The 24,833-nt window shown below is 43.0% G+C and carries 21 protein-coding genes, 1 tRNA gene and 1 riboswitch; of the genes, 18 read left to right on the plus strand and 4 right to left on the minus strand.

From position 1 onward, the window contains the following. Positions 1–58 precede the first annotated feature (58 nt). The gene (locus AAGA51_RS04305) at positions 59–2,383 is read right to left on the minus strand and encodes a glycoside hydrolase family 9 protein (RefSeq protein WP_081878717.1); all 2,325 of its coding nucleotides are present in this window, start codon (positions 2,381–2,383) and stop codon (positions 59–61) included. 439 nt (positions 2,384–2,822) lie between these two features. Between AAGA51_RS04305 and AAGA51_RS04310 the strand changes: the two genes are divergently transcribed. The 8 genes from AAGA51_RS04310 (at position 2,823) to fbpC (ending at position 13,198) form a co-directional block, all read left to right on the plus strand. Further along, on the plus strand, positions 2,823–3,521 hold the full coding sequence (locus AAGA51_RS04310) for a family 16 glycosylhydrolase (RefSeq protein WP_052404605.1): 699 nt from the start codon (positions 2,823–2,825) through the stop codon (positions 3,519–3,521). 197 nt (positions 3,522–3,718) lie between these two features. After that, positions 3,719–4,915, plus strand: coding sequence for a glycoside hydrolase family 5 protein (locus AAGA51_RS04315; protein WP_052404604.1), 1,197 nt, complete (start codon positions 3,719–3,721; stop codon positions 4,913–4,915). Positions 4,916–5,184: 269 nt separating this feature from the next. After that, positions 5,185–5,811 (plus strand): response regulator transcription factor, encoded by a 627-nt coding sequence (locus tag AAGA51_RS04320; RefSeq protein WP_042486226.1) that lies wholly within the window; start codon positions 5,185–5,187, stop codon positions 5,809–5,811. Positions 5,812–5,813: 2 nt separating this feature from the next. Continuing rightward, positions 5,814–7,376: a signal transduction histidine-protein kinase/phosphatase UhpB gene (uhpB, locus tag AAGA51_RS04325; RefSeq protein ID WP_042486223.1), complete on the plus strand. Its 1,563-nt coding sequence runs from the start codon at positions 5,814–5,816 to the stop codon at positions 7,374–7,376. 92 nt (positions 7,377–7,468) lie between these two features. Further along, complete coding sequence (gene uhpC / locus AAGA51_RS04330) at positions 7,469–8,791, plus strand: MFS transporter family glucose-6-phosphate receptor UhpC (RefSeq protein WP_042486220.1); 1,323 nt, start codon at positions 7,469–7,471, stop codon at positions 8,789–8,791. Between the two features lie 103 nt (positions 8,792–8,894). Next, the gene (locus tag AAGA51_RS04335) at positions 8,895–9,929 is read left to right on the plus strand and encodes an ABC transporter substrate-binding protein (protein ID WP_042486217.1); all 1,035 of its coding nucleotides are present in this window, start codon (positions 8,895–8,897) and stop codon (positions 9,927–9,929) included. A gap of 105 nt (positions 9,930–10,034) precedes the next feature. Beyond that, positions 10,035–12,131 (plus strand): ABC transporter permease, encoded by a 2,097-nt coding sequence (locus tag AAGA51_RS04340; RefSeq protein WP_042486214.1) that lies wholly within the window; start codon positions 10,035–10,037, stop codon positions 12,129–12,131. Positions 12,132–12,142: 11 nt separating this feature from the next. Further along, positions 12,143–13,198, plus strand: coding sequence for a ferric ABC transporter ATP-binding protein (gene fbpC / locus AAGA51_RS04345; protein ID WP_042486211.1), 1,056 nt, complete (start codon positions 12,143–12,145; stop codon positions 13,196–13,198). A gap of 94 nt (positions 13,199–13,292) precedes the next feature. Here the strand turns inward: fbpC and AAGA51_RS04350 are convergent. Then, positions 13,293–13,368, minus strand: a tRNA-Asn gene (locus AAGA51_RS04350). A 628-nt stretch (positions 13,369–13,996) separates the two neighbouring features. On the opposite strand from AAGA51_RS04350, the gene uvrB reads away from it, so the two are divergent. From uvrB to luxU, 3 genes are all read left to right on the plus strand, one after another. Next, a complete protein-coding gene (gene uvrB / locus AAGA51_RS04355; protein ID WP_042486208.1) occupies positions 13,997–16,027 on the plus strand; it encodes an excinuclease ABC subunit UvrB in 2,031 nt (676 codons plus the stop codon). A gap of 270 nt (positions 16,028–16,297) precedes the next feature. After that, positions 16,298–17,698, plus strand: a complete 1,401-nt coding sequence (gene luxO / locus AAGA51_RS04360; protein WP_042486207.1) for a quorum-sensing sigma-54 dependent transcriptional regulator LuxO — start codon at positions 16,298–16,300, stop codon at positions 17,696–17,698. Positions 17,699–17,700: 2 nt separating this feature from the next. After that, positions 17,701–18,054 (plus strand): quorum-sensing phosphorelay protein LuxU, encoded by a 354-nt coding sequence (gene luxU, locus AAGA51_RS04365; RefSeq protein ID WP_042486204.1) that lies wholly within the window; start codon positions 17,701–17,703, stop codon positions 18,052–18,054. A gap of 91 nt (positions 18,055–18,145) precedes the next feature. Here the strand turns inward: luxU and yvcK are convergent, their stop codons facing one another. After that, positions 18,146–19,036, minus strand: a complete 891-nt coding sequence (gene yvcK / locus AAGA51_RS04370) for a uridine diphosphate-N-acetylglucosamine-binding protein YvcK (RefSeq protein ID WP_042486268.1) — start codon at positions 19,034–19,036, stop codon at positions 18,146–18,148. A gap of 251 nt (positions 19,037–19,287) precedes the next feature. Then, a riboswitch (molybdenum cofactor riboswitch) is annotated at positions 19,288–19,437 on the plus strand. Between yvcK and moaA the strand changes: the two genes are divergently transcribed. The 7 genes from moaA to udp all read left to right on the plus strand — a co-directional run bounded on the left by moaA (position 19,425) and on the right by udp (position 23,787). After that, a complete protein-coding gene (gene moaA / locus AAGA51_RS04375) occupies positions 19,425–20,414 on the plus strand; it encodes a GTP 3',8-cyclase MoaA (RefSeq protein WP_042486200.1) in 990 nt (329 codons plus the stop codon). Its footprint overlaps the riboswitch before it by 13 nt. A 77-nt stretch (positions 20,415–20,491) precedes the next feature. Then, the gene (gene moaB / locus AAGA51_RS04380; RefSeq protein ID WP_042486196.1) at positions 20,492–20,998 is read left to right on the plus strand and encodes a molybdenum cofactor biosynthesis protein B; all 507 of its coding nucleotides are present in this window, start codon (positions 20,492–20,494) and stop codon (positions 20,996–20,998) included. A 12-nt stretch (positions 20,999–21,010) separates the two neighbouring features. Further along, entirely contained in the window at positions 21,011–21,490 is a 480-nt protein-coding gene (gene moaC / locus AAGA51_RS04385) for a cyclic pyranopterin monophosphate synthase MoaC (RefSeq protein ID WP_042486194.1), read from the plus strand. Next, positions 21,487–21,732: a molybdopterin synthase sulfur carrier subunit gene (moaD, locus tag AAGA51_RS04390; RefSeq protein ID WP_042486192.1), complete on the plus strand. Its 246-nt coding sequence runs from the start codon at positions 21,487–21,489 to the stop codon at positions 21,730–21,732. Before moaC ends, moaD begins: the two co-directional genes overlap by 4 nt. Position 21,733: 1 nt before the next feature. Then, positions 21,734–22,189 (plus strand): molybdopterin synthase catalytic subunit MoaE, encoded by a 456-nt coding sequence (gene moaE / locus AAGA51_RS04395; protein WP_042486189.1) that lies wholly within the window; start codon positions 21,734–21,736, stop codon positions 22,187–22,189. Between the two features lie 156 nt (positions 22,190–22,345). After that, the gene (locus AAGA51_RS04400) at positions 22,346–22,762 is read left to right on the plus strand and encodes a CBS domain-containing protein (protein ID WP_042486187.1); all 417 of its coding nucleotides are present in this window, start codon (positions 22,346–22,348) and stop codon (positions 22,760–22,762) included. A 266-nt stretch (positions 22,763–23,028) separates the two neighbouring features. Next, on the plus strand, positions 23,029–23,787 hold the full coding sequence (gene udp / locus AAGA51_RS04405; protein WP_042486185.1) for a uridine phosphorylase: 759 nt from the start codon (positions 23,029–23,031) through the stop codon (positions 23,785–23,787). Positions 23,788–23,868: 81 nt separating this feature from the next. Here the strand turns inward: udp and AAGA51_RS04410 are convergent, their stop codons facing one another. Beyond that, a complete protein-coding gene (locus tag AAGA51_RS04410) occupies positions 23,869–24,675 on the minus strand; it encodes a hypothetical protein (protein WP_042486183.1) in 807 nt (268 codons plus the stop codon). Positions 24,676–24,833 lie beyond the last annotated feature (158 nt).

The following is a 24,833-nucleotide window of genomic DNA, read 5'->3' on the forward strand; positions in this document are numbered from 1 at the left end:
AAATAGGATTTATTTTCGGCTTATTAACTTAATGACTATTTGATTGCAGAACCGTTAATTACTGAACCGTTTCGTCTAAGAAGCTCGTAGCCCAAAAGAATGGAGCATTCCAGTTAATCGTAATTTCATTCAGTGTCCACGCACCAATATCATCTTTCCAACAAGTCTGTCCAATACATTTGCCCTTCATTGACGCTGCAACAGGGTCACTGAAGTTGATTGAATTTGGACCTCCAGACATAACACCAGGAGCGACTATCGGCGAGTTACTGTCCGCGGAATGTGCCCAAAAACGGTGATGTGGATTGGTAAGTGGGCGGCTACCGTAGCCTGAAACATAAGATTGGTCCAAAGCGTTACGTCCTAAGATGTAGTCCATTGCATTGATGACGCCATCTACGTACTTTTGATCTTTTGTGAAATCATAAGCAACTCCCATGAAGATACTGCGATTCATTAAGTTTGAATTTGAACCCCATGGGTACTCTTTTGTGCTGTAAGGAATTTGATAGCCTTCACTCTCAATAGACTGGTAGTAAGCATCCGCAGTTTTGATAATGTTAGCGCGTGCTTTTTCTATCTCTTTTTCCGGTAAGTTATTTGGAATAATCGCAAGAGACAAAGTTCCTGCAGCGCTCACTCCTTGCCAGTAGAGATCTCCGGTCGCTTCAACATCTCCTTTCGGAGTTACGAGATAATAAGGTGATGATAGAACTGCCTTTTTGTATTCTTCTTTCCCTGTCGTGATAAATAATTCTGCTGCTGCCCAGTAAAACTCATCGTCTAGCTGAGTATCATCGTAGGGGCCGGAACCGACAAAGTTGTCGTAGGCATACACATTTTTATGCTGATTGGCCGCTTTCCATGCTTTTTCTGCAGAAGTTAAGCAGCGCTTGGCGTAGCTTGCATCCAGATCTTGCCAAACTCGAGCACATTGAGCGGCAGTTGCAGCTAAATTAAGTGTAGCGGCTGTTGTTGGATAGCTCAGGAAGCGATCGCGTGGATCTTTGTGAGGAGGTAAAGGCATTCCCGTCCAAGCGTCATCTGCGACCTTATGAAAAGCCATACCACTGGCATCAATTTCCGTTAGTTTCAGATGATCCAGTTGGTTGGATTGATCGCCAACAGGAACCGAAACTTTGCTGTTTTCAGGCGCTTGCATTGACATCAAGAAGTCCATCATCCAGCGAGATTCATCGAGAAGATCGTTGAAGTTGTTTTTGTTTTCCGGAAGTTTGGCGTTTCCATCCGCAAAAGCGTTAGCACGGGCGGCCAGTTTTTCTCTTTCGTAGTAATTGGTCAGTGTCCACAATGAAATACCACCGTTTACCACGTACTTCCCATGATCGCCCGCATCATACCAGCCACCTGTGACATCTAATGATAGGTCACAACCTGGCCACTGATTGCCCTTTGCATCGGTTTTATTAAAGCAAGTAACGACTTCTGGCTTGTGTCCAGCTGGTCGAGCGAGATCGGCTCTTTGAACAAATTCAGGGAGAATATTAATACCGCTTCGTTGCTGATAGAAGAAAGAGAGCGCGTCATACTTCATATTGCTATAGATGGCGTTATCAATGGCAAATGGATGGCTCTGGTGTCCGTCAACTTCCAAGATCGCTTTCTTCGTCGGAGTTTGCACGCTGCTGAAATCGACTAATTGAACATGTTCACCAGAGGCTTTATTTAAGCCAAATGGAATCGTCTGACCTTTAGCGATTAGCTTCTTGTCAGCGTCTAACAGCTTCCAATCCATAGGTGATGTTTCTTTAGTAACAACCGTTGCGTGTTTAGGGCCACGGACAAAGTAGCCGACTTGGTTGACTCTAACGCTAGCAAGGTCGCTTTCTTTAAAATATTGAGGTCCGGTTAAAGATACATTTTTGACGCAAACTGTTGTTGGCGTTTCTGTTCCCATTTGAAATTGAAACTGCACACTATCGTCATCACCAGATGGCTTGAATGAAAACTCAAACGGTTTCAACTCTTGATTGAGATAAATATCCTTAACAAAATGGTTGGTGTATGGCGCGCCATTATGTTGAACGAGCGCTTTGACGTTTATTGACTGCTTCGCTAACGCACTAAATTTTAGATGGTAGTCTTCGCCCTTTTTCAAGGCCAGTCCCGATTGTCCAAGGATAACATCCCAAGGGTTACTTCCCCTTTTGGTAAACGTTATACAGCCCATTTCATCGATAGCCTGTAAATCAGCTCCTGCTGCCCACCAACCGTCTGTACCCTGTGAAAAGTTGCCATTAGTGATGAGCTCTTCTTGACCCATGCTGGTATTATTTGCCGTAGTTTTCTCAACAGCACAGCCACTAAGTCCAATAAAACCACAACTAACAATAGCAACGACACCTAGCCGTTTTTTATTCATTTTAACCTCGTGAAATTTTATCAATACAAATAGAAATCTTTGTTCTCGTCGTGAACCCTTGTGGGGTAGAAATGTATTTTTAGCTTTTAAATTTGGATTTTTATAACACGACATGTCTATGAATATTACAAGTGGCATTCATGTGTATTTGGCAATGGTTTTCAACGATATGTTTATTTTGTTTGCTAGTTAAATAATTTTACTAGCTCCAAGAAACTATTTCATGACGAAGAAGGAATTGTGATAGTGCCTATTGTTTCAAGTTTTCATAAATGACTTGTTTGCGATTTTCATAGATAGGTATAGACAAATTTTAAGAAATCATTCTAGAGTTATTCCTGAAATAAAAGAGGAAACAAAGATATTTTGCTGTTGTGCTTTGTTCTTGAAAACTATGAAGTTATACATCGGGTATATTATCCTAGCTAAGAGATTAACCATGAACACTATTCTACGAAACTGTAGTTATGCGGTGCTACTTAATATTTTGTTTGCTTCTTCCAGTTATGCTTTGAATTGGAGCGGGATGAACTGGCTTGTTTCTGATGGTTGGAAAAATGGGGGAAGTGAGTTTGATTGTACATGGAAAGCACAAAATATTTGGCGCGAAGCTGACTTATTAATTATGCATGCGAAGTCAGAGTCTTATGGAAAGAGTTGCTCTGAAATTCGAACCGATCAATATGTCCGACGTGGTCGCTATGAAGTCGAAATGCAGGCAGGTGCTGTACCTGGAACCATAAGCTCCTTTTTTACTTATGCGGGAGAAGCTGGCACATACAGTCATTATGAAGTGGATATTGAGTTAATGGGAGGAACCAATTTACTGCACACTAACGTATGGATTGGCGGCCAACAGTTTCCTCTAGACATTGACTTGGGGCAGTATGGTATGTCGATTTGGAGCATGGAAAAATATGCATTTACGATCGACGAGTATGGTGTGACTTGGGAAGTATTCAGCCGCTATCAAAATAGATGGGTTCAAGTTCGAAGAGCGAATCAAAAAGTTTCAGACTATATGCAAATTTTTATTAATAACTGGATAAGCGCCAATCCTCAATTCCCACCAAGCTATTACAATGGTTATCCTGTATATGCCAAATATAAAACAGTTAGATTTATTCCATATGAGTAACGCCTAGCGTGAAAATAATCAACTCCAAGGTGGGTGTTTATTTTTGTTTATATTTTAAATGAAAGAATGCTAAATAATTACTGTTGTTAAGACATCCAAATATTATTGATGGAACATTGCCATTCACAGGCTTCACATAAGTCCTACTTCTATGGAGGTAGGGCTTAGTTATTTTTAGAGCATTGAAGTGATGCATAATGAACGTGATTTTTGGGGAACGCTTTTTTATGAGTTATAGAATAAAAATAATGAGTATCGCGGCTTTTAGTCTCTTCGCCGTTGTGGGGTGTGGCTCAGATGCAAATAATTTCAAGCTAGGTGAGCAATCTGTTGTGTTAGAAAAAAGCTATTACACAGATATGTATCACTGGAATGAAAGCAAAGGGCTGAGCAACACGCTACTTGGACGGGGCATTAATATGGGAAATTATCTGGAATCTCCCACTTACGAAGGAGAGTGGAATAGTAACCTGACCATTAAGGCGAGTGATTTTAGAAATATCAGTCAATCAGGTTTTTCAAGTGTAAGGATTCCCATCCGTTGGAGCGCGCATACACTGCCTAGCGATCCCAATACTATCGATGATGCTTTCATGTCACGGGTTCAAGAGGTGGTTGATCAAGCAATCCAAGAAAACTTAAAAGTAATTATTAATACCCATCATTTTAATGAACTATTTTATGACGATAGAGATTATAGCTATCAGCGTTCACGGCTATTAAAGTTCTGGCAGCAAATATCTAACCGTTTCCCTATCAGTCAATACGGAGAGGATCAGCTGATTTTTGAGTTTCTAAATGAACCTCACGAAGACGTTGGAGTGAGAGAATGGAATAGCCTAGTTGTAGAGTTAACCAATCTTGTCTGGAACAAGAACGCTAAAACTCAAAACAACGCTCTTGGGCAACGCAAGGTCATGATTGGAACCGCGGATTGGGGCGGTGTGGCGAAACTGCCATATCTCCGACTTCCGAGGGCGGCGAATCCCAAAAATACAATCATCACTGTACATTTCTACGAACCGTTTAAATTTACTCATCAGGGAGCTTCATGGGTTGAAGGCGCCGATGCATGGATCGGTACTCGTTGGTTGGCGACACAATCCCAACGTAAAGTGCTACTTGATTACCTAAATGTTGTAGATAAATGGAATGCGGCACCAAATCGTGGCTTTGAGATAAATATTGGTGAGTTTGGTGTATACAGCCAATATGCTCCGCCAGAGGATCAGCAAGCTTGGACTGCATTCATTACAAGGGAAGCAGAAAAGAGAGGGTATAGCTGGAATTATTGGGAGTATAGCTCCGGTTTTGGTGCTTACGACCTACATTCCGGGCAGTGGCGAAAAGCACTACTTGGTGGATTAATACCAGAAGACGCGGATAGTCTTTGAGTTGCTATCTGTATTGTCCAGAATGTTACTTATTTTGCGAAAGAGTTTACCAAGCTTATTTAGGAGGTTTTAATACACATATAACCGTTGTCTAAATACTGATTGGGGATTTTGGAGCGCTTTAAAACTTCGAAAATTGAATCCTTGTCGATTCTGCAACTAATAGAAATAATTACGCTGTGCATTATGTCTCGATAACATAATGTAATACCCGATAGACTGCTATTCAATATTCAGAGTGTTAACACAAGTTATATAAGTAAACAGCGATGATAAAAATAGCTTTGATTGACGATCATACTATCGTGCGTTCCGGATTTTCTCAGTTACTGAATCTAGAACAAGATATTGTTGTAGCTAGTGAATTTGATAGCGCTAAGGATGCCTTCCATACATTAACTCAGACTCCTGTGGATGTGGCTGTTATCGATATATCCATGCCTGACGAAAATGGTTTGAGTCTTTTGGAAAGGCTTCGTCGGAGTGATCCTGCGTTTAAAGCTATAATTTTAAGCATCTACGATTCTGCATCTTTCGTAAAGAAAGCGCTTGATGCTGGAGCGCAAGGCTATTTGTCAAAGCGCTGCGGACCTAGTGAACTAGCAAGCGCAATCCGCACTGTTGCATCAGGTAAGCGTTATTTGTGCGCTGATGCACTGGTTAATCTTAGTAATCCAGATATCAATAATGTTTTGGTAGAGCTGACAAAACGTGAGCTAGAAGTGTTCGACCAATTGATTAAGGGAAAAGAAGTCAAAGAAATTGCACAGTCACTCTTTCTTAGCCACAAAACGGTTCATGTTCACCGAGCTAATATCCTTAGCAAATTAAACCTAACTAACAACGTTGACTTAATTCGTTTTGCCATTCATCACCATTTACTTGCTGAAGGCTGAGTATGTCTGGAGTTGTGTTCAACTTATTATTCAGCTTTTTACTCTACAGTATCACTCAGTTTAGTTTATGGAATATTAGTCAGTATTTAAGTCAAGCTCCGTTACACGCCTATTTGTTGTTTCCAACTGGACTTAGATTGGCTGCTTATCTCTTGGTGAAGCCTAATTACATCTGGGTGTTGTTGGTCAGTGATTTACTACTTGCAGGCGCTATTTGGGCGTACTTGCCAACGGAGGCGGACTCGGTATTGTTGTTGATGCCGTTTGTTGCTTGGGTCACAGTAACTTTTGCTCGCCAACGTTGGCAACACATTTCTCTTTACTGGCAAAAGTTGTTGTTGATCGTTGCGTTGGTTGTCGTGCACAGCGCAGCCACAGGGCTAACGTTTGTACTGCTGGGTAAACCTCTTCGCATCAACGCAGATACGATTACCGCAGTTACAGTCGCATCCCTAACTGGCGGCATTGTACTAACACCGTTTTTGTATCTGGTGGCAGATTATCTACGTCACCAAACTTGGTCACCATTGACACCGCAGCTCATACATCAGGATGTGAAATTACAGCCAAAGATGTTGGTTTGGAGCCTATTTTTCTTTTCATCGGGATTGCTAGCGGAGCTTACTCTGCTTGACCAAATGAAGCCATTTGCTCTGTTGATCATCATGTTACCGACAATATTTCTGGCTTATCGTTATGGATGGCAAGGCGGAGTGTTGGCAAGCAGCTTAAACAGTATATTGTTAGCTACAGCAAGACAGCTCAGTGGCTCATTTGAATCCGATCAAGAGCTGTTGATCTTTATGTCCAGCCAGGCCTTGATTGGTCTAGGCTTAGGTATTGCTATCAGTCGTCAACATCAATTATCTATGTTGCTCCAGAAAGTTAACCAAAGACTGGCTAGGGAACTGGCGGTAAAGCAAAACCTTGCACGTCAGTTAGTTTCCGTCGAGGAACAAATTCGTAAATCAGTGGCTAGAGAGTTACACGATGAAATCGGCCAAAACATCACAGCCATCCAGATCCAATCCATGTTGGCTCAACGCCTAGCTGAAGACGAACAAGCTAGAAGTGCAGCGACGAGCATTCAATCTTTGGCCATGAGAGTGCATCACTCAACCAGACAATTGTTGAAGCAACTAAGGCCACATATTCTTGATGAACTGGGGTTAGAACACGCAATTCGCCAATTGATTCAGGAAATGCGTTTCACTGAACAGGGTATTCAAGTTGGTCTAAATATTGGTGTGGACCCACAAAAGCTAGATGACACCACCAGTGTGACACTGTTTCGTATTGTTCAAGAACTTCTAAACAACGTTTCCAAACACGCCAAGGCTCGTAATGTAAACATCAGCTTGTTCCCGGGCAGTGACATGGTTTTGGAAGTAAAAGATGATGGTATAGGCCTTCCTGAAGACTGGCGCATCCGTGGGCAAGGAATTAAAGGGTTGACTGAACGAGTATCCGCACTTGGAGGTAGTCTTAAACTAACCACTTCATCTAATCCTGGTGGCACTCGTATTATTGTTAACCTACCCACAAAATCGTTACCAACAGATTAGAAACTAGGAATATTTCCTAGAAGAATACAAATCCTTCTCATGTTTTTCCCTCTCCTTCTCTTTAGGATCAGATTTAACAAGGACAAACAAGCATGAACATTGTGCCGACACAAACCAACAGCACAAACATGGACACCGATCAGGCTTATCGTTATTGGCGCATTCAGTTGATGGTATCCATGTATGTCGGATACGCGGTTTTTTACTTTACCCGTAAAAGTTACAACTTTGCACTACCAGGGATGTTGGTTGACTTAGGGATGGATTATTCCGACTTTGGTCTATTAGGTACCATGTTCTATTTAACCTATGGTGTTTCTAAGTTTGTTTCTGGCTTGATGATAGATCGTTCCAGATCTCGATATTTTATGGGATTGGGTTTGATAGCTACTGGTATTGTAAATATCGCTTTTGGTTTTAGCTCTTCATTACTTGCGTTCACATTGCTATGGACGATAAACGCGTTTTTTCAGGGGTGGGGGTGGCCAGCATGCGCCAAAATACTAACCAGTTGGTATTCACGAAGTGAGCGAGGGTTCTGGTGGTCAATTTGGAATACCTGCCACAACCTTAGCGGAGCTTTGATTCCTATCACAATTGGTTTTATTAGTTTGAATTTTGGCTGGCGCTATGGGTTTATCGTCCCTGGTTGTGGTGCTGTATTAGTTGGCATTTGGCTATGTTACCGCATACAGGAAAAACCGACCCATATTGGATTACCTTCCGTTGGTCAATGGCGCAATGATTCGCTTGAGTTGGAACATGAAAAGGAAGGACAAGGACTGTCTTTCAATGTAGCAGTCTATCGCTATGTGCTGACAAACCGTTACATATGGCTGCTGTGTGGGTCATATCTGCTGGTATATGTAGTGAGAATTGCAATTAACGACTGGGGTGCTTTGTACCTAGTGGAACGGCATTCCTATGACGTCTTGAGTGCAAATAGCGCGGTTTCCATGTTTGAAGTGGGTGGTTTTTTGGGCTCGCTATTTGGTGGTTGGGGTTCTGACCGATATTTCCATGGTAATCGTGCACCGATGAATTTGATTTTCGCCTTGGGTATTTTTGCTTCAGTTGCAGCACTGTGGTTAACCCCAGTGCAGCATATAGGATTTCTAGCTGGATGTTTTTTCTGTATCGGTTTTTTTGTATTTGGCCCACAGATGATGATTGGTATGGCCGCCGCCGAATGCGCTAGGAAAGACCTAGCTGGTACGGCTACCGGATTTATAGGCTTATTCAGTTATCTCGGCGCGGCGCTTGCGAGTTATCCAATGTCTCTCGCTATCGAACATTGGGGGTGGGAAGGATTTTTCTGTTTGATTACTGCGGCGGCAGCTGTGATTAGTTTACAACTGCTTCCTTTTATAAAGGCTCAGCAACCGAGTTCGGACGATGAGCTACCAATATCATGAAAGCTTTACTATCTAACAACGTGACAATGCTTCTAATGGTGACCTGATTGGCTTCTTGCCTGATCAGGAATTCAGGCAGGCATTAACAAAGAGGGAAAAACCAATGATTGTAAAAGCAAAACGTACGCTGCTCGCTCTAAGTATCCTTGGCTCTGTTATGGCAGCGCCCGTTGCTCAAGCTGAAGGGCGGCTTGTAGTCTACTGCAGTGCCACTAACGCCATGTGTGAAGCCGAAACCAAAGCGTTTTCTGAAAAATTTGATGTTAAGACATCATTTGTTCGCAATGGATCCGGTAGTACACTTGCAAAAATTGATGCAGAGAAGAATAACCCTCGTGCCGATGTCTGGTATGGCGGTACGCTTGACCCACAATCGCAAGCTGGCGAAATGGATCTACTACAGGCCTATAAATCTCCCCAGCTTGAAAACATCATGACAAACTTCCGAGATCCAGCTAAACGTAAAGGAAACTACTCATCTGCAGTATATATGGGGATTCTGGGGTTCGGTGTTAACACCGAACGGCTTGCTCAGAAAGGGGTTCCTATTCCACGTTGTTGGAGTGATCTCACCAAACCAGAATACAAGGGAGAAATTCAGATAGCTGACCCTCAAAGTTCTGGAACGGCATACACAGCATTGGCGACATTTATTCAACTTTGGGACGAGCCAAGTGCATTTGAGTACTTCAAGCAACTAGACAAAAACGTTTCTCAATACACCAAATCTGGCGTTACCCCGTCTCGCAATTCGGCACGTGGAGAAATCGCAATCGGCATTGGTTTCCTACACGACTATTCTCTTGAACAGTCAAAAGGAGCTCCGTTGGAGCTGATTTCACCGTGTGAAGGAACCGGTTATGAAATTGGCGGAGTGAGTATTATCAAAGGTGCTCGAAACTTAGATAACGCCAAATTGTTCGTTGACTGGGTACTGTCGAAAGAAGGTCAGGAATTGGCTTGGAAACAAGGCGAGTCGTTCCAAATTTTGACGAATACTCAGGCTGAACAATCACCTAATGCGTTGAATCCAAAAGAACTTAAGTTAATTAACTACGACATGGAAACCTACGGTTCGTCCGACGAACGCAAGCGTCTAATTACCAAATGGGTTAACGACGTCAAAATGGGCAACTAACCTCCCTAGTATTTCTGACCGTCATTTAACGGTTTTCATCACCTGATATTCAGTCTGCCAGTATTGGCGGGCAGGCTGAATGCAACTCAAAATAAAGGTTCCATAATGAACGAGCGAACTCAAGCATTGAACCTCGCGAACAGCCAGCCACGGCGAATAGATGCTGTGTTTTACTGGCTTGGCGTTGTGTTCTTTAGTTTTATTCTTCTGCCATCCTTTGCTTTGGACTATGGTCTGTTTGAATCAACCTCTGACGAATTTTATGACGCCATGGGGTGGAGTTCTCTGAACATATCTTGGTTCTGGTTTAGTTTGCCAGCGTTTCTAGCAATTCGTCCGCTTCATCCATTAGGGCGTGATCATAAAGTTCGTCACTATATTGATATTGGCTATTCAGTGTTCTGCATGCTTGCAATACTCGCTAGTTCTTGGCTCACTCATCAAGGGTTAGGTTACTCCACCATACTTCTGTTTGTTGGGTTGGGAGCCGTGATGACAATCGCTTTTGCCCGACTAGAGTATTTAGGAGGTGATCATTTCGTCATTGGCTCTCTGATTAGCATCATTTTGCTGATTGCTATTTTCATCATTTTCCCGAGTGTTGCGATTTTTCTACCTATGTTTAAAGATGACATGGGGTTCTGGACCGCATGGCAGTTTATGGAGATTCTTACACAATCTCATACTTTGTCCGTGATTCGTAATTCTATTGTTCTTGGAACTGCAGTAGGTGTTGGAGCTACTTTCTTCGGTTTGATATTCGCTATCTATACCACTCGTATTGCAAGACGTTCAGCCTTTATTGCTAGAGTGTTTTCAATACTGCCAATTGTTACACCTCCTTTCATCGTAGGTCTTGGTGTCACTCTAATGCTAGGTCGGTCTGGTTATATCACTGAACTAATGGTCGAGTGGTTTGGACTTCAAAAGACCAATTGGTTATATGGTTTTACAGGCATTTGGCTGGCTCAGGTACTCGCTTTTGCACCTATGTCATTCATGATTTTGGATGGAGCTTTGAAGTCACTACATCCGTCATTGGAAGAAGCATCTTATACTTTGAAAGCCAACCGCTATCAGACATTTTTTGGCATCATTCTTCCTTTATTGAAACCTGCTCTGGCCAACTCATTCCTGATTATTTTCGTGCAGTCTCTTGCAGACTTTAGTAACCCTCTGGTGCTTGGGGGAAGCTTTGATGTTCTAGCCACTCAGATCTATTTTTATATTGCTGGTGCTCAATTAGATTATGCCTCCGCCAGTACGCTTGGTTCAGTTTTGCTACTGTTCTCTCTTGCAATATTTGTCGTCCAGTATCTTTGGATAGGTCAACGTTCTTACGTGACAATCTCAGGCAAAGCTTATCGAGGCGATGTGCAGGAAATGCCAGCATCTCTCAAACTAGGAGTCACCATTACCCTCTACATATGGATGGTGTTTAATGTGCTTCTATATGGAAGCATCTTCTTCGGTAGTTTCACTGTGAACTGGGGGGTTGATTACACTCTCACGTTGCAGAACTACATCAACCTATTTGGTAATGGTATGTCTGATGGTGCTTGGCCTTCACTTATCACAACGATGATTTATGCTGGAGTCGCGGCTCCTATCACAGCGTTATTTGGTTTACTGATTGCTTATGTGGTTGTTCGCCAACAGTTTTACGGCAAAAAGGTCATCGAGTTTTCCACCATGCTATGCTTTGCGGTTCCCGGAACGGTGGCTGGTGTGTCTTACATTCTGGCATTTAATGATGCACCAATCTATCTTACAGGAACGGCGGCCATTGTCGTGATTTCTATGGTAATGCGAAATGTTCCCGTCGGGATTCGTTCTGGCATCGCTGGACTTGGACAGCTCGACAAGTCGCTCGATGAAGCTTCTTTGAGCTTACGTGCAAGTTCTTTACAAACCATTCGTCATATCATTTTGCCACTGTTGCGCCCAGCGATTTTATCGACACTGGTTTACAGTTTTGTGCGCGCAATGACTACTGTGAGTGCCATTATCTTCCTGGTTACACCCGAAACCCGTGTTGCTACATCGTATATTCTGAATCGAGTCGAAGACGGAGAATACGGAATTGCTATTGCTTATGGCTCCGTCCTTATTGTGGTGATGTTAGCCATCATATTGTTGTTTGATCTGCTGGTCGGCGAAGCTCGTATATCTCGCTCAAAAGCCACTAATCAAGATTCTTAGGAGATATCATCGTGGAAAAACAAAACTTCGTTGTACTGAAAAATATCTGCAAACGGTTTGGCAGCAATACTGTTATTGATAACTTGGATTTGGAAATAAAGAAAGGCAGTCTTGTCACACTGCTTGGCCCATCAGGTTGCGGTAAAACTACAGTCTTACGTTTAGTCGCGGGGCTAGAAAAAGCAACTAGTGGTCAAATCTTTATTGATGGAGAAGATGTAACTGAGCGTTCAATACAGCAACGGGATATCTGTATGGTGTTTCAGTCGTACGCCCTATTTCCTCACATGTCTTTGTATGAGAACGTCGCTTATGGACTAAAAATGCTTAAACTACCCGCAGAAGAAATTCGCCAGCGAGTTGATGAAGCTTTGAAAATCGTCGATCTGGAAGGCATGGGTGAACGTTTTGTAGACCAAATATCCGGTGGGCAACAACAGCGAGTGGCTCTCGCCCGCGCTTTAGTTCTCAAACCTAAAGTACTGTTATTTGACGAGCCTTTGAGTAACTTAGACGCCAATTTACGCCGTAGCATGCGTGAAACGATTCGAGAGTTACAAAAGCGCTTCGACATCACTTCTCTATATGTAACACACGATCAAGCAGAAGCATTCGCTGTTTCTGATACTGTGATTGTCATGAAAAGTGGTGAGATCATGCAGATTGGTTCACCTCAAGAGCTATACAAATCACCGAAATCAATGTTTATGGCGAACTTTATGGGAGAGGCAAACCTATTTCAGGGGCATTTTGATGGTGAACGCATTCATATTAATGGCTATTCTATTGACGCTGACCCAGATGCAACATTAGGCAAGACACATGGTGAATACCAGATTGGCGTTCGCCCTGAAGCAATTACTTTGAACACACAAGGCGAAAACAGCCAAGCGTGTGAAATACTGAAGTTCGCTTATATGGGGTCAATGTATGAAGTCACGGTGAGATGGCACGAACAGGAACTGCTATTGCAACTCAACTCCGCACAGTTTAGCCACGAATTGACCAAACATGCTTATTTAGAATTTAATCCAAGAGGTCTGTTCTTACTTCCTAAAGAGGGCTAGAAAGTTTGAGGTCAAGTAATTAAACAGCAGTAAAAAGCAATTAAATGTTATAGATACAAAAAAAGACGTCCTAGGACGTCTTTTTTCTTGAATTTGGCTCCCCCTGCAAGACTTGAACTTGCGACATACGGATTAACAGTCCGCCGTTCTACCGACTGAACTAAGGGGGAATTGCTTAGTGCGGTGCGGATGTTACTTAGAGGGACGGGGAGTGTCAACCTTTACACTAAAAAATTCAGCTAATTTTTTTCAAAAAAAATAGTTTACTTTTCTGTACCCCTTATGGGTATTACGCTGGATTTACTTATCCACCAAATTTGTGGATAAGTGTGTTGATGAAACTTGAGCAATCATTTGAAGTGGTTTCATTTAAGTGAAAACTCTAAATGTAATCGATTGTATAATTTATCTAACTTAATGATTTTGCTTTTATAAATCTTGTTATCCACTGTTTTTTCTAACGATTCTAAGCTGCGAGAGAAAGGTCAATTTAATGTCAAGATTGGAAATTTTGGGGAAAACCAGTGGATTATTATTTGGGTATTTTAGATGGGTATAACTCGGTGGGGCGACGATATTAACAAACTTTTTAGATTGATGCGAACGTTATTTTTTAGCCATGGTAGATCTGAAACACAAGTTCGATTCGTAGTTATGAAACTGTTTCATGAGTGCTTATCAATAGGGAAAAGAATCGTATATAAAGGTTTCACAATGGTAAATAACAATTATGACTTGCCATGCTGTAAGGCAAGCAGCGACAATAGTTCCTCGTTCAGACTGTAGGAAGAAAGCGTAATGAGTAAGGCGTTTGAATTGGTATCACACTATCGCCCATCCGGCGATCAGCCTAAAGCCATAGAGCAGCTTTTAGAAGGAATTGAAGCTGGACTTGCACATCAAACCCTGTTGGGTGTTACGGGTTCTGGTAAAACGTTTACCCTAGCGAATGTCATTGCTCGTTCACAACGACCGACGATTTTGCTTGCGCCGAATAAGACGCTTGCAGCTCAGCTTTATGGCGAGATGAAAGCTTTTTTCCCTAATAATGCCGTCGAATACTTTGTTTCCTACTACGACTATTACCAGCCTGAAGCTTACGTGCCGACGACGGATACTTTCATAGAGAAAGATTCATCTGTTAACGCTCATATTGAGCAAATGCGTCTTTCTGCAACCAAAGCGTTGCTGGAGCGCAAAGATGCCATCATCGTGGCTTCTGTTTCCGCGATTTACGGTCTGGGTGACCCTGATTCCTACTTGAAGATGATGCTTCATTTACGCCGAGGAGATGTGATCAATCAGCGTGATATGCTGCGTCGCTTGGCGGAGCTTCAGTATTCCCGCAATGATGTAGCGTTTGAGCGCGGTCAGTTCCGTGTGCGCGGTGAAGTGATTGATATTTTCCCTGCTGAATCTGACCAAGATGCGGTGCGCGTGGAAATGTTCGATGAAGAAGTCGAATGCATCAGCTTATTTGATCCGCTCACTGGTGCGATAAAACAGCGAGACTTACCGCGTTTTACGGTCTACCCGAAAACTCACTATGTCACACCGCGCGAACGCATTCTCGAAGCGATTGAGAGTATTAAAGTTGAACTCGAGTCGCGCCGTAAGTATCTGCTTGAAAATAATAAACTGCTGGAAGAGCAGCGTATTACTCAGCGGACACAATTTGATATTGAAATGATGAACGAGCTAGGTTTCTGCTCGGGTATCGAAAACTACTCTCGATTCTTGAGTGGACGCAACGAGGGTGAGCCGCCACCGACACTTTTTGATTACTTGCCACATGATGGTTTATTAGTGATTGATGAATCCCACGTTACTGTTCCGCAGATTGGCGCAATGTTTAAAGGTGACCGTTCGCGTAAAGAGACGCTGGTGGAATTTGGTTTCCGTTTACCTTCTGCTCTGGATAACCGACCGCTTAAATTTGAAGAATTCGAAGCACTGGCACCGCAGACGATTTTTGTTTCTGCGACGCCGGGTAATTATGAGTTAGAGAAATCGGCGGGTGAAGTGGCTGACCAAGTGGTTCGTCCTACAGGGTTATTGGATCCTGAGCTCGAAGTTCGTCCTGTTGCTACTCAGGTTGATGATCTGTTGTCCGAAATTCGTATCCGCTCTGCAAAAGATGAACGAGTACTTGTCACTACGTTGACTAAGCGTATGGCGGAAGACCTGACCGAATATCTCCATGAACATGGTGTTAAGGTGCGATATCTTCATTCGGATATCGATACAGTGGAAAGGGTCGAGATCATTCGAGATTTGCGTTTAGGCGAATTTGACGTATTGGTGGGGATTAACTTGTTGCGAGAAGGTTTGGACATGCCAGAAGTGTCTTTGGTTGCGATTTTGGATGCGGACAAAGAAGGCTTCTTACGTTCAGAACGTTCTCTGATTCAGACCATTGGTCGTGCTGCTCGTAACCTTGAAGGTCGAGCCATTCTTTATGCTGACAGCATTACGAAGTCGATGAAGAAAGCCATGGATGAAACCAACCGTCGTCGCGAAAAACAGCATGCTTATAACGAGGCCATGGGGCTTAAACCTCAGGCGCTAAAACGTAATATCAAAGACATTATGGAAATCGGCGATATTGCTAAATCTCGCAAACAGAAATCAAGTAAAGTGGTTGCACTGTCTAAAGTCGCAGAGGATGCTGCTAACTATGGGTCTTTAACTCCACAGCAATTGGATAAAGAGATCAGTAAGTTAGAAGGTCAAATGTACAAGTATGCACAAAACCTTGAGTTCGAGATGGCGGCGAAAACACGCGATCAGATTGAAGAGTTAAGAAAGCAATTTATTGCTAACTCTTAGCCATGAATTCTGAGCTATAGTCAGATAAAAAAATAGCCAATAGAAATCGTCTCTATTGGCTGTAATTTCGTGAATATCGTATTCACTAACAACGTCAGTTGGCTAGGTGACCCGTTAGGGTCATTAAGTACCAAGCATTTAGCGTGCCAAGTATAAAATACCAATTTTGTTCAATTCTCATACTAGTTGTATGGTTTAGCCCCTGTTTGTTTGCAAAATGCAACTTCTAATGCAATCATGAAGCAAAATGCAAAAATAAATGGCTAGGTTATGCAACATAATTACACACCACAAAAAGCAAAATACTTATTGATGGTGGAAGATACTGTGTCCGTGGCGGCACTGTATCGTTCATATCTCACTCCACTTGAAATAGATATCAACATAGTAGGGACGGGGCGCGAAGCAATAGAAAGCATCGCCGCACGCGAACCTGATTTAATTCTTCTCGACCTTCGATTACCAGATATGACAGGGATGGACGTTTTGCATGCCGTAAAACAGAAATCACCTGATGTCCCAGTTATTTTCATGACTGCGCATGGTTCGATTGATACTGCGGTTGAAGCCATGCGCCACGGGGCTCAGGACTTCTTGATTAAGCCTTGTGAAGCGGATCGACTGCGTGTCACCGTTAACAACGCTATTCGCAAAGCCAGTAAGCTAAAAAATGACGCTGATGGTCTGAATAATCAGAATTATCAGGGCTTTATAGGAAGTAGTCAGACGATGCAGGCGGTTTATCGCACCATAGACTCGGCCGCGACCAGTAAAGCGAGCATTTTTATTACCGGAGAAAGTGGTACTGGTAAGGAAGTGTGTGCAGAGGCGATTCATGCGGCGAGTAAACGCGGTGACAAACCGTTTATCGCTATTAACTGTGCTGCGATTCCTAAAGATTTGATTGAAAGTGAGTTGTTTGGTCACGTGAAAGGTGCCTTTACAGGTGCAGCGGCTGACCGACAAGGCGCAGCCGAATTAGCAGACGGTGGCACACTTTTTCTCGATGAGTTGTGCGAGATGGATCTAGAATTGCAAACAAAACTGCTGCGCTTTATTCAGACGGGCACATTTCAAAAAGTCGGCTCTTCTAAGATGAAAAGCGTGGATGTACGATTCGTTTGTGCAACCAACCGTGATCCATGGAAAGAAGTGCAGGAAGGGCGTTTTAGGGAAGACTTATATTACCGTCTCTATGTTATACCATTGCATCTGCCGCCTTTGCGTGAACGCAGCGATGACGTCATCGAAATCGCTTATTCGCTGTTGGGTTATATGTCTAAAGAAGAAGGCAAAGGTTTTGTTCGCTTGTCTCCTGAAGTGGTAGAGCGCTTTAAGCGCTATGAGTGGCCGGGTAACGTTCGTCAGTTACAGAACGTATTGCGTAATGTAGTGGTTCTTAATGAGGGTAAAGAGATCACTCAAGAGATGTTGCCTCCACCGTTGAACTTACCTCAGGAACGTGTTGAACCCGTTGACATGCCGATGAGCGGCCCTATCACTGTGCATGAAATATTTCCTCTTTGGATGACAGAAAAACAGGCGATCGAAAAAGCGATAGAAGCTTGCGATGGCAACATTCCAAAAGCGGCGGGCTATTTGGATGTCAGCCCTTCAACGCTCTACAGAAAACTACAAACGTGGAATGAGAAAGAGAAGGAAAGTCGATAATTATGGACGTGTTAAACCAAAGCAAGATAGAGAAATTAGCAAGAGAAATTGGTGAAGAGAACGTACCAATGCTCCTTGAAATTTTTCTTGGTGAGCTAGTAGCCTATCAGCAAAGTTTAACCAGCGATGAGGTAATTGATAAAACTCAATACCTTAAAGATATCAGTCATGCATTAAAGAGCAGTGCGGCGAGTTTTGGTGCAGATAGACTCTGCGCAAAAGCAGTCGACCTTGACGCTAAGGCAAAATTAGGTGAGCAATTTGATGAAGCGGTAGAAACCGCGAACATGGTAGATATTCTTAACCAGACTCACGGCTACTATCAGCAGTTAATTGTCACAAGCAGCTGTGATTAATCAGTGATTGTAAATTGTTACCGATTATCGGTAGTTTTTATCACCACTGCGGCCTTAGCTGCAGTGGTAACCAATAAGCCTAGTTGATGAGTTAATCGTTCAACTGCTCTTCAATTGCAAGGCGCAGCTTGTCTCGATCATGACGCCAATCGCGGTTTGGTGATGCCAAATCGCGAGTCACGCAGTTCCAATTGTCTTTTAAATCAGGGTGTTCTTTCGGGCCGATCACCACATCAATCTTACGATTTTTACAAGCGCGTTCGCACCATTCGAGCTTCTGTTTCAGGCTCATACGACCCGCAGGGCCGTATTCAGGTGATAAGTTCTCAATAAAAATCACCTTGGCCTTTTGGTTGTCAAAAATAGCCTGACCGATTTTAGGCAGAAGTAGCGGCGGCATTATGCTGGTAAGAAAACTGCCGGGACCAAGAATAATTGCATCGGCTGCCGCAATCGCCTCGACTCCCTCGAACGTTGCCGCAACCTTTGGCTCAAGGTCGAGTCGCAACAAATCGTCTTCCATCTCATCAACGTTGGTTTCGCCTGTTACCCATTTGCCGTTTGTTGCTAATGCGGTGAGATCGGATGGATGTTCTGACATAGGAATAATGTTTACATCAACTTTCAGCATGGTGCGGATAAGATTGATTGCGTCCAATGGACGAACCGAGAGGTTATCCAGTGCCGTTAGCATCAGGTTACCGAGGTTGTGACCATCAAGCTCGCCGCTGCCTTTAAAGCGGTATTCAAACATCATCGAGCTGATGGAAGGGTCGGTAATCAACTGGTTAATACAGTTACGCGTATCACCCCAAGCAATTCCGCCTTGGCAGTGGCGAATTCGCCCGGTCGAACCGCCGTTGTCCGTAGTGGTAACAATACCTGTTGCGTTAGAACCGAAATGCTTTAACGCTGCCAAAATTCGTCCTAAACCGTGGCCGCCGCCAATAGCGACCACTTTTTTATCTTTATATAAGTTCATCATCTTTATTCTTCTAATATTTGATAAAACCTTAGCCGATGGAAGTTAAGTTGTGAATGTATTGCCGATCAACAATCCTCCAGAGGCTTTGGTGTACTAGAATGTATAGGATATTGAAAACGACATATACTTATTTAGAGGTAAATTAGGACTTTGGTTTTCTTTTGCAACTGATTTACTAGAAAGATGATGCGTTTTTCAGTATTTTACAGCCAGTAGTCGCTGATTAGATAAGCGTTCAGCTTTCTAGCCGGCTGCCATAACTCCGAGCTTTTTCATCTAAGTCACTTGAGACTATTGATAGTGATATGGTTAAAAAGCCAGTGGCATATTGTCACGAGGGCATAAGTGGAAATGTTTATGCCTCCCGTATTTGGAAAGGTGTTCCGTGGCGCAACAATTCGAAGATAAATTCCAGCGTAAATTTTATTATTTACGTCTGTCAGTTACCGATGTTTGTAACTTCAAATGTACTTATTGCCTGCCTGATGGTTATAAACCTTCGGGGAGCAAAAACTCGTCTTTTTTAACCCTTCCAGAAATCCGTCGCGTGGTGAATGCTTTCGCTGATTGTGGTACTTCCAAAATACGTATTACTGGTGGTGAGCCTACATTACGTAAAGACTTTACCGATATCATCCGCTTGGTTTCCGATAACTCAAATATTAAGAAAATAGCCACCACTACCAATGGTTATCGGATGGAAAAGGGGGTTGCAGATTGGAAAGACGCAGGCCTCACGCATATCAATGTTAGCGTCGATAGTTTAGACCCGAGAATGTTTCATCAAATCACGGGTGAAAACCGCTTTCATCAAGTTATGGCTGGCATCGACCGCGCGTTCGAAGTCGGTTATAAACAAGTCAAAGTGAATGTGGTGTTGATGAAAGATCGCAATCACAACGAACTTCCTCTGTTTCTTGAATGGATCAAACACCGTCCAATCCAACTGCGTTTTATCGAACTGATGCAAACCGGTGAAATGGACGATTTATTCGCTAAACATCATGTCTCTGGAGTCACAATCCGTAATCAGCTTATTGCCAACGGATGGATTCTAAAAGCAAGAGAAAACAATGATGGCCCAGCTCAGGTCTTTGTGCATGCGGATTATCAGGGCGAAATCGGTCTTATCATGCCTTACGAAAAAAACTTCTGTGAGAGTTGCAATCGACTCAGAGTGTCTGCGCTCGGTAAACTGCATCTTTGTCTTTTTGGCGAAAAAGGTCTAGAGCTCAGAGATTTGCTTCAGGAAGATGCACAGGAAGCGGAGTTGATCGAACGTATTCAAATGCAACTGCAGAACAAATCCGTCAGCCATTTTCTTCAGGAAGGAAATACAGGCATGACTCCGCATTTAGCGTCTATTGGTGGTTAAAGCCATTTCGAAGGCTAGTAATCATCGTGATTAATCAGATTTAAATTAACGAATAATAATTGAATTAAGGTGAGCAAATGGGTCACGCAGAAAGCAAATTTCAACCAGCGAACATCGCAGTGTTAACCGTTTCAGATACACGTACAGAAGAAAATGATACCTCAGGTCGCTACCTTGCTGAGCAACTTCAGGAAGCAGGGCATCACTTAGCAGACAAGCAAATCGTTATTGACGATATGTACAAAATACGTGCGGTGGTTTCACAGTGGATTGCGGATGAAAAGGTTCAGGCAGTATTAATCACAGGTGGTACCGGTTTTACTTCGCGCGATAGCACCCCTGAAGCGTTAAAGCCTCTGTTTGATAAAGAAGTTGAAGGTTTCGGAGAGTTGTTCCGCATGGTTTCTTATGAAGAAATTGGCACTTCTACTATTCAGTCTCGCGCGGTGGCTGGTTTCGCAAACCATACGGTTATTTTTGCGATGCCTGGCTCAACAGGAGCTTGCCGCACTGGCTGGACGAAGATCATCAAACAGCAGTTAGATGCCAGCCATCGTCCATGTAACTTTATGCCGCATTTATAAGAGTGAGGGACAATGACTCAATTCACTCACATTAACGCTTCTGGTGAAGCCAACATGGTGGATGTTTCTGCAAAGGCGGAAACGGTAAGAGAAGCGCGCGCAGAAGCTTTTGTTCACATGGCATCAGAAACGCTGCAACTGATCGTATCGGGTCAGCATCACAAAGGTGATGTGTTTGCCACGGCACGTATTGCTGGTATTCAAGCAGCCAAGAAAACATGGGATTTAATTCCACTTTGCCACCCGTTACTGCTTTCAAAAGTTGAAGTCCAGTTAGAAGCGATTGAATCGGAAAACAAGGTTCGTATTGAATCAGTATGTAAACTCGCTGGCAAAACCGGTGTTGAAATGGAAGCGCTAACCGCGGCTTCGGTTGCAGCACTGACGATTTACGACATGTGTAAAGCTGTGCAGAAAGATATGGTAATTGGGCAAATTCGCTTGTTAGAAAAGACGGGCGGTAAATCGGGTCATTTTAAGGTAGATGTATGATTAGTATTTTGTTTTTTGCCCAAACAAGAGAATTAGTGGACTGTGATGGTTTGTCACTTGAGCATGAGTTTGATTCGGTTGAAGCATTGCGTGCACATCTTGTGGCTCAATCGGACAAATGGGCACTGGCATTAGAATCCGGAAAATTGTTGGCTGCGGTTAACCAATCAATTGTACCGATGGATTCTGAACTTAAAGATGGCGATGAAGTGGCTTTCTTCCCACCGGTAACTGGAGGTTAATATGAACAGCTATGTATCGGTTCAGGTAGAAGATTTCAGTGTCGCTCAAGAGTATGAAGCGCTTTCATCGGGCACAGATGCGGGTGCGGTCGTGACTTTCATAGGTAAAGTTCGTGACATGAACTTAGGTGACCATGTGACAGGACTGCATTTAGAGCATTATCCGGGTATGACGGAGAAATCTCTTAACGAAATCTGTGATGAAGCGAAATCACGCTGGCCACTATTGCAGTTGAGATTAATTCACCGTATTGGTGATTTAGATATCGGCGATCAAGTCGTCTTCGTCGGTGTCAGCAGCGCTCATCGCTCTGCCTCTTTTGAAGCCTGTGAATTTGTCATGGACTATTTAAAGACCAAAGCCCCTTTCTGGAAAAAGGAGCGTACAACCGATGGAACTCGCTGGATTGATTCAAGAGACTCAGATTCCAAAGCTGCTCAGCGTTGGGTGAAGTAGAGTTATCGCTGTTCCAAAGGTAAGAACGACAGATTTTTTACGTAGCCATAGGTTGCAACAATCAAAAAATTGGTGAATCCCATTTAGTAAAATCAAGAAATTAGTCAACACTTAGATTAACAGCTACCTTTAAATAAGGAACCTAAGGAGACTGAAATGGATTCACTAAAAGTAAAAGATTACATGACCGTTAAAGCGGTGACCTTTACTCCTGATATGCCTTTGTCTGCTGCGCTCGATAAAGTGATTCGTTCCGATCACTTGGGCGGGCCCGTTATTGATGATAAGGAACGCGTAATTGGCTTCCTTTCAGAACAGGACTTGCTCGATAAACTGGTCAAAGTGAGTTACTTCTGTCAGGACACACATATTGTCAGTGACTGCATGTATAAAGAAGTGCTTTCTGTCTCTCCGGAAATGTCGATCATTGAGTTGGCCGATATGATGAAAGTCGGAAAGCCTAAAGTTTACCCTGTTATTGATAATGGCAAGCTGGTAGGGATTATTACGCGGCGTGATGTGTTAAGAGCAATAGGTAAAAACTTAGCCAATTGTTTTAAACATCAAGTATAAAAAGCAACCTCCTCATTCCATACCATCAATGTGATTTTCTCTCTTAAAAGCACAGTTAAGCGCTGTGCTTTTGAATTTTCCTATCAGCGCGCATATTAACCATTTAATAAATTTTAAGTGATCTACATCACTTAAATGTGAAACGAATGCATATCTTGCTTTTAATGGTGTGATTCCTATCACTCTATGGCTTTTAATACTGAGCTAAAGTTGTCCTGTACCTATTTATATTTATGAGCTGAATAAGCCGCATGAAGGAGCAACCTATGTCTCAAGCAGTATTCCACCTTGGTGTTACCGAAGCTGATCTTAATGGCGCAACGTTAGCGATCATTCCTGGTGATCCAGCGCGTGTACAAAAAATTGCAGAGTTAATGGATAACCCAGTATTTCTTGCAAGCCACCGTGAATACACGCTTTATCGCGCAGAACTTGATGGCAAGTCGGTTGTTGTTTGTTCTACTGGTATCGGTGGCCCTTCAACTTCTATTGCTGTAGAAGAGTTAGCTCAGCTAGGTGTTCGTAGCTTCTTGCGTGTAGGCACAACAGGTGCAATTCAACCACACGTTAATGTTGGTGACATGATTGTGACCACAGGTTCTGTTCGTCTTGATGGCGCAAGCCTTCACTTTGCTCCAATGGAGTTCCCAGCGGTTCCTGATTTCGATGTTGCGATCGCAATGAAACAGGCTGCGGAAGAGAGCGGTGCGACAGTTCACATGGGTATTACTGCTTCCAGTGACACTTTCTACCCAGGTCAAGAACGTTACGATACATTCACAGGTCGTGTTGTTAAGCGTTTCCAAGGTTCAATGAAAGAATGGCAGGAAATGGGCGTACTAAACTTTGAAATGGAATCAGCAACTCTGCTTACTATGTGTGCAAGTTCTGGTTTGAAAGCAGGTTGTGTCGCTGGTGTTATCATCAACCGTACTCAAAAAGAAATTCCAGATCATGCAACTTTGAAAGAGACAGAAGCTCGCTCAATCAAAGTGGTAGTAGAAGCCGCTCGTAAGATGCTTTAATTCTCTCTATTCGCAGCTTAACTGCGTAGAGAATGCTTGAATTTAAACGCCATACTGTTCGCAGTATGGCGTTTTCGTTTATTAAGCAACGACCAGTTTAGGCAAAGGGATGTAAAGACTCTCACTGACATCCGCCAGCATTTGGTCATAAACGTGCGCAATGCTCAGCGAGACATCTGAAGTCAGTTGATATAGCTGTTCCTGAGGAATATCAAAGGCTGGATTCTCGTGCAGCTCACTTAATATATGCATCGCTTTTGAACAGGCTGGTGACGCAATAGACAACGGACTGATCAACGCCAATTGATTCAGTTTGCGGCGTAATAGGTCACAGTAATGACGCAAACGTGCGGAACCATCTTGGGTATGCATATCTTCAATTGAAATACGTAGCTGGGTCAGAGTGTCCATAGAGTCAATCACTTGCTGCCAATTCATATGGTACTCTTCACTCAAATCTTCTCGGTTTGATTCCACTAACCAAGCCAGCATGACTTCGTCCATCAAAAACATACAGTGTCGAATGGCTTTGCCGTGCATCATTTGGTTGCGAGCAATGCTCCTGTCCTGCCAGTTATTCATCAGAGCTTTCAATTTAAGCTGCAAAACACGATACATAGGCTTGCTATCGAAATGCGATGTTGAAATCAGATGGTTCGATTTCTCATGCAGTAAATCTTGCAAATGGCTAAGCTCTGCTTCTCTTTTTTCTCCGAACATCAGTGCATGATGAGTGGCACTGCGGTGTTGTCGGCTCAAATATAACAGCTGGCGAAGATCGATCAGAAGCTCGTACTTGCGCTGCAAAGTCGATTCTCTTTGCTTAGAAAAGTAGAACATCAAACCAAGTATGCCGATAGAGATCAGCATTGAGATAATGACAAACATAACCAACTCCTTGTTGCTACCTTGTCGTAGAGACGTGACAGTCGAAACTGTGCGTCAACCAGTGAAAGGATTTTATTGTTTACTAAAGGAATTGCAGTTTTAATGCCAAGGGTTATTTGTATTTAAATCAATAACTTATAATTTGATGGATTGAAATT

The organism is Vibrio diazotrophicus (assembly GCF_038452265.1).
Lineage (GTDB): Bacteria > Pseudomonadota > Gammaproteobacteria > Enterobacterales > Vibrionaceae > Vibrio > Vibrio diazotrophicus.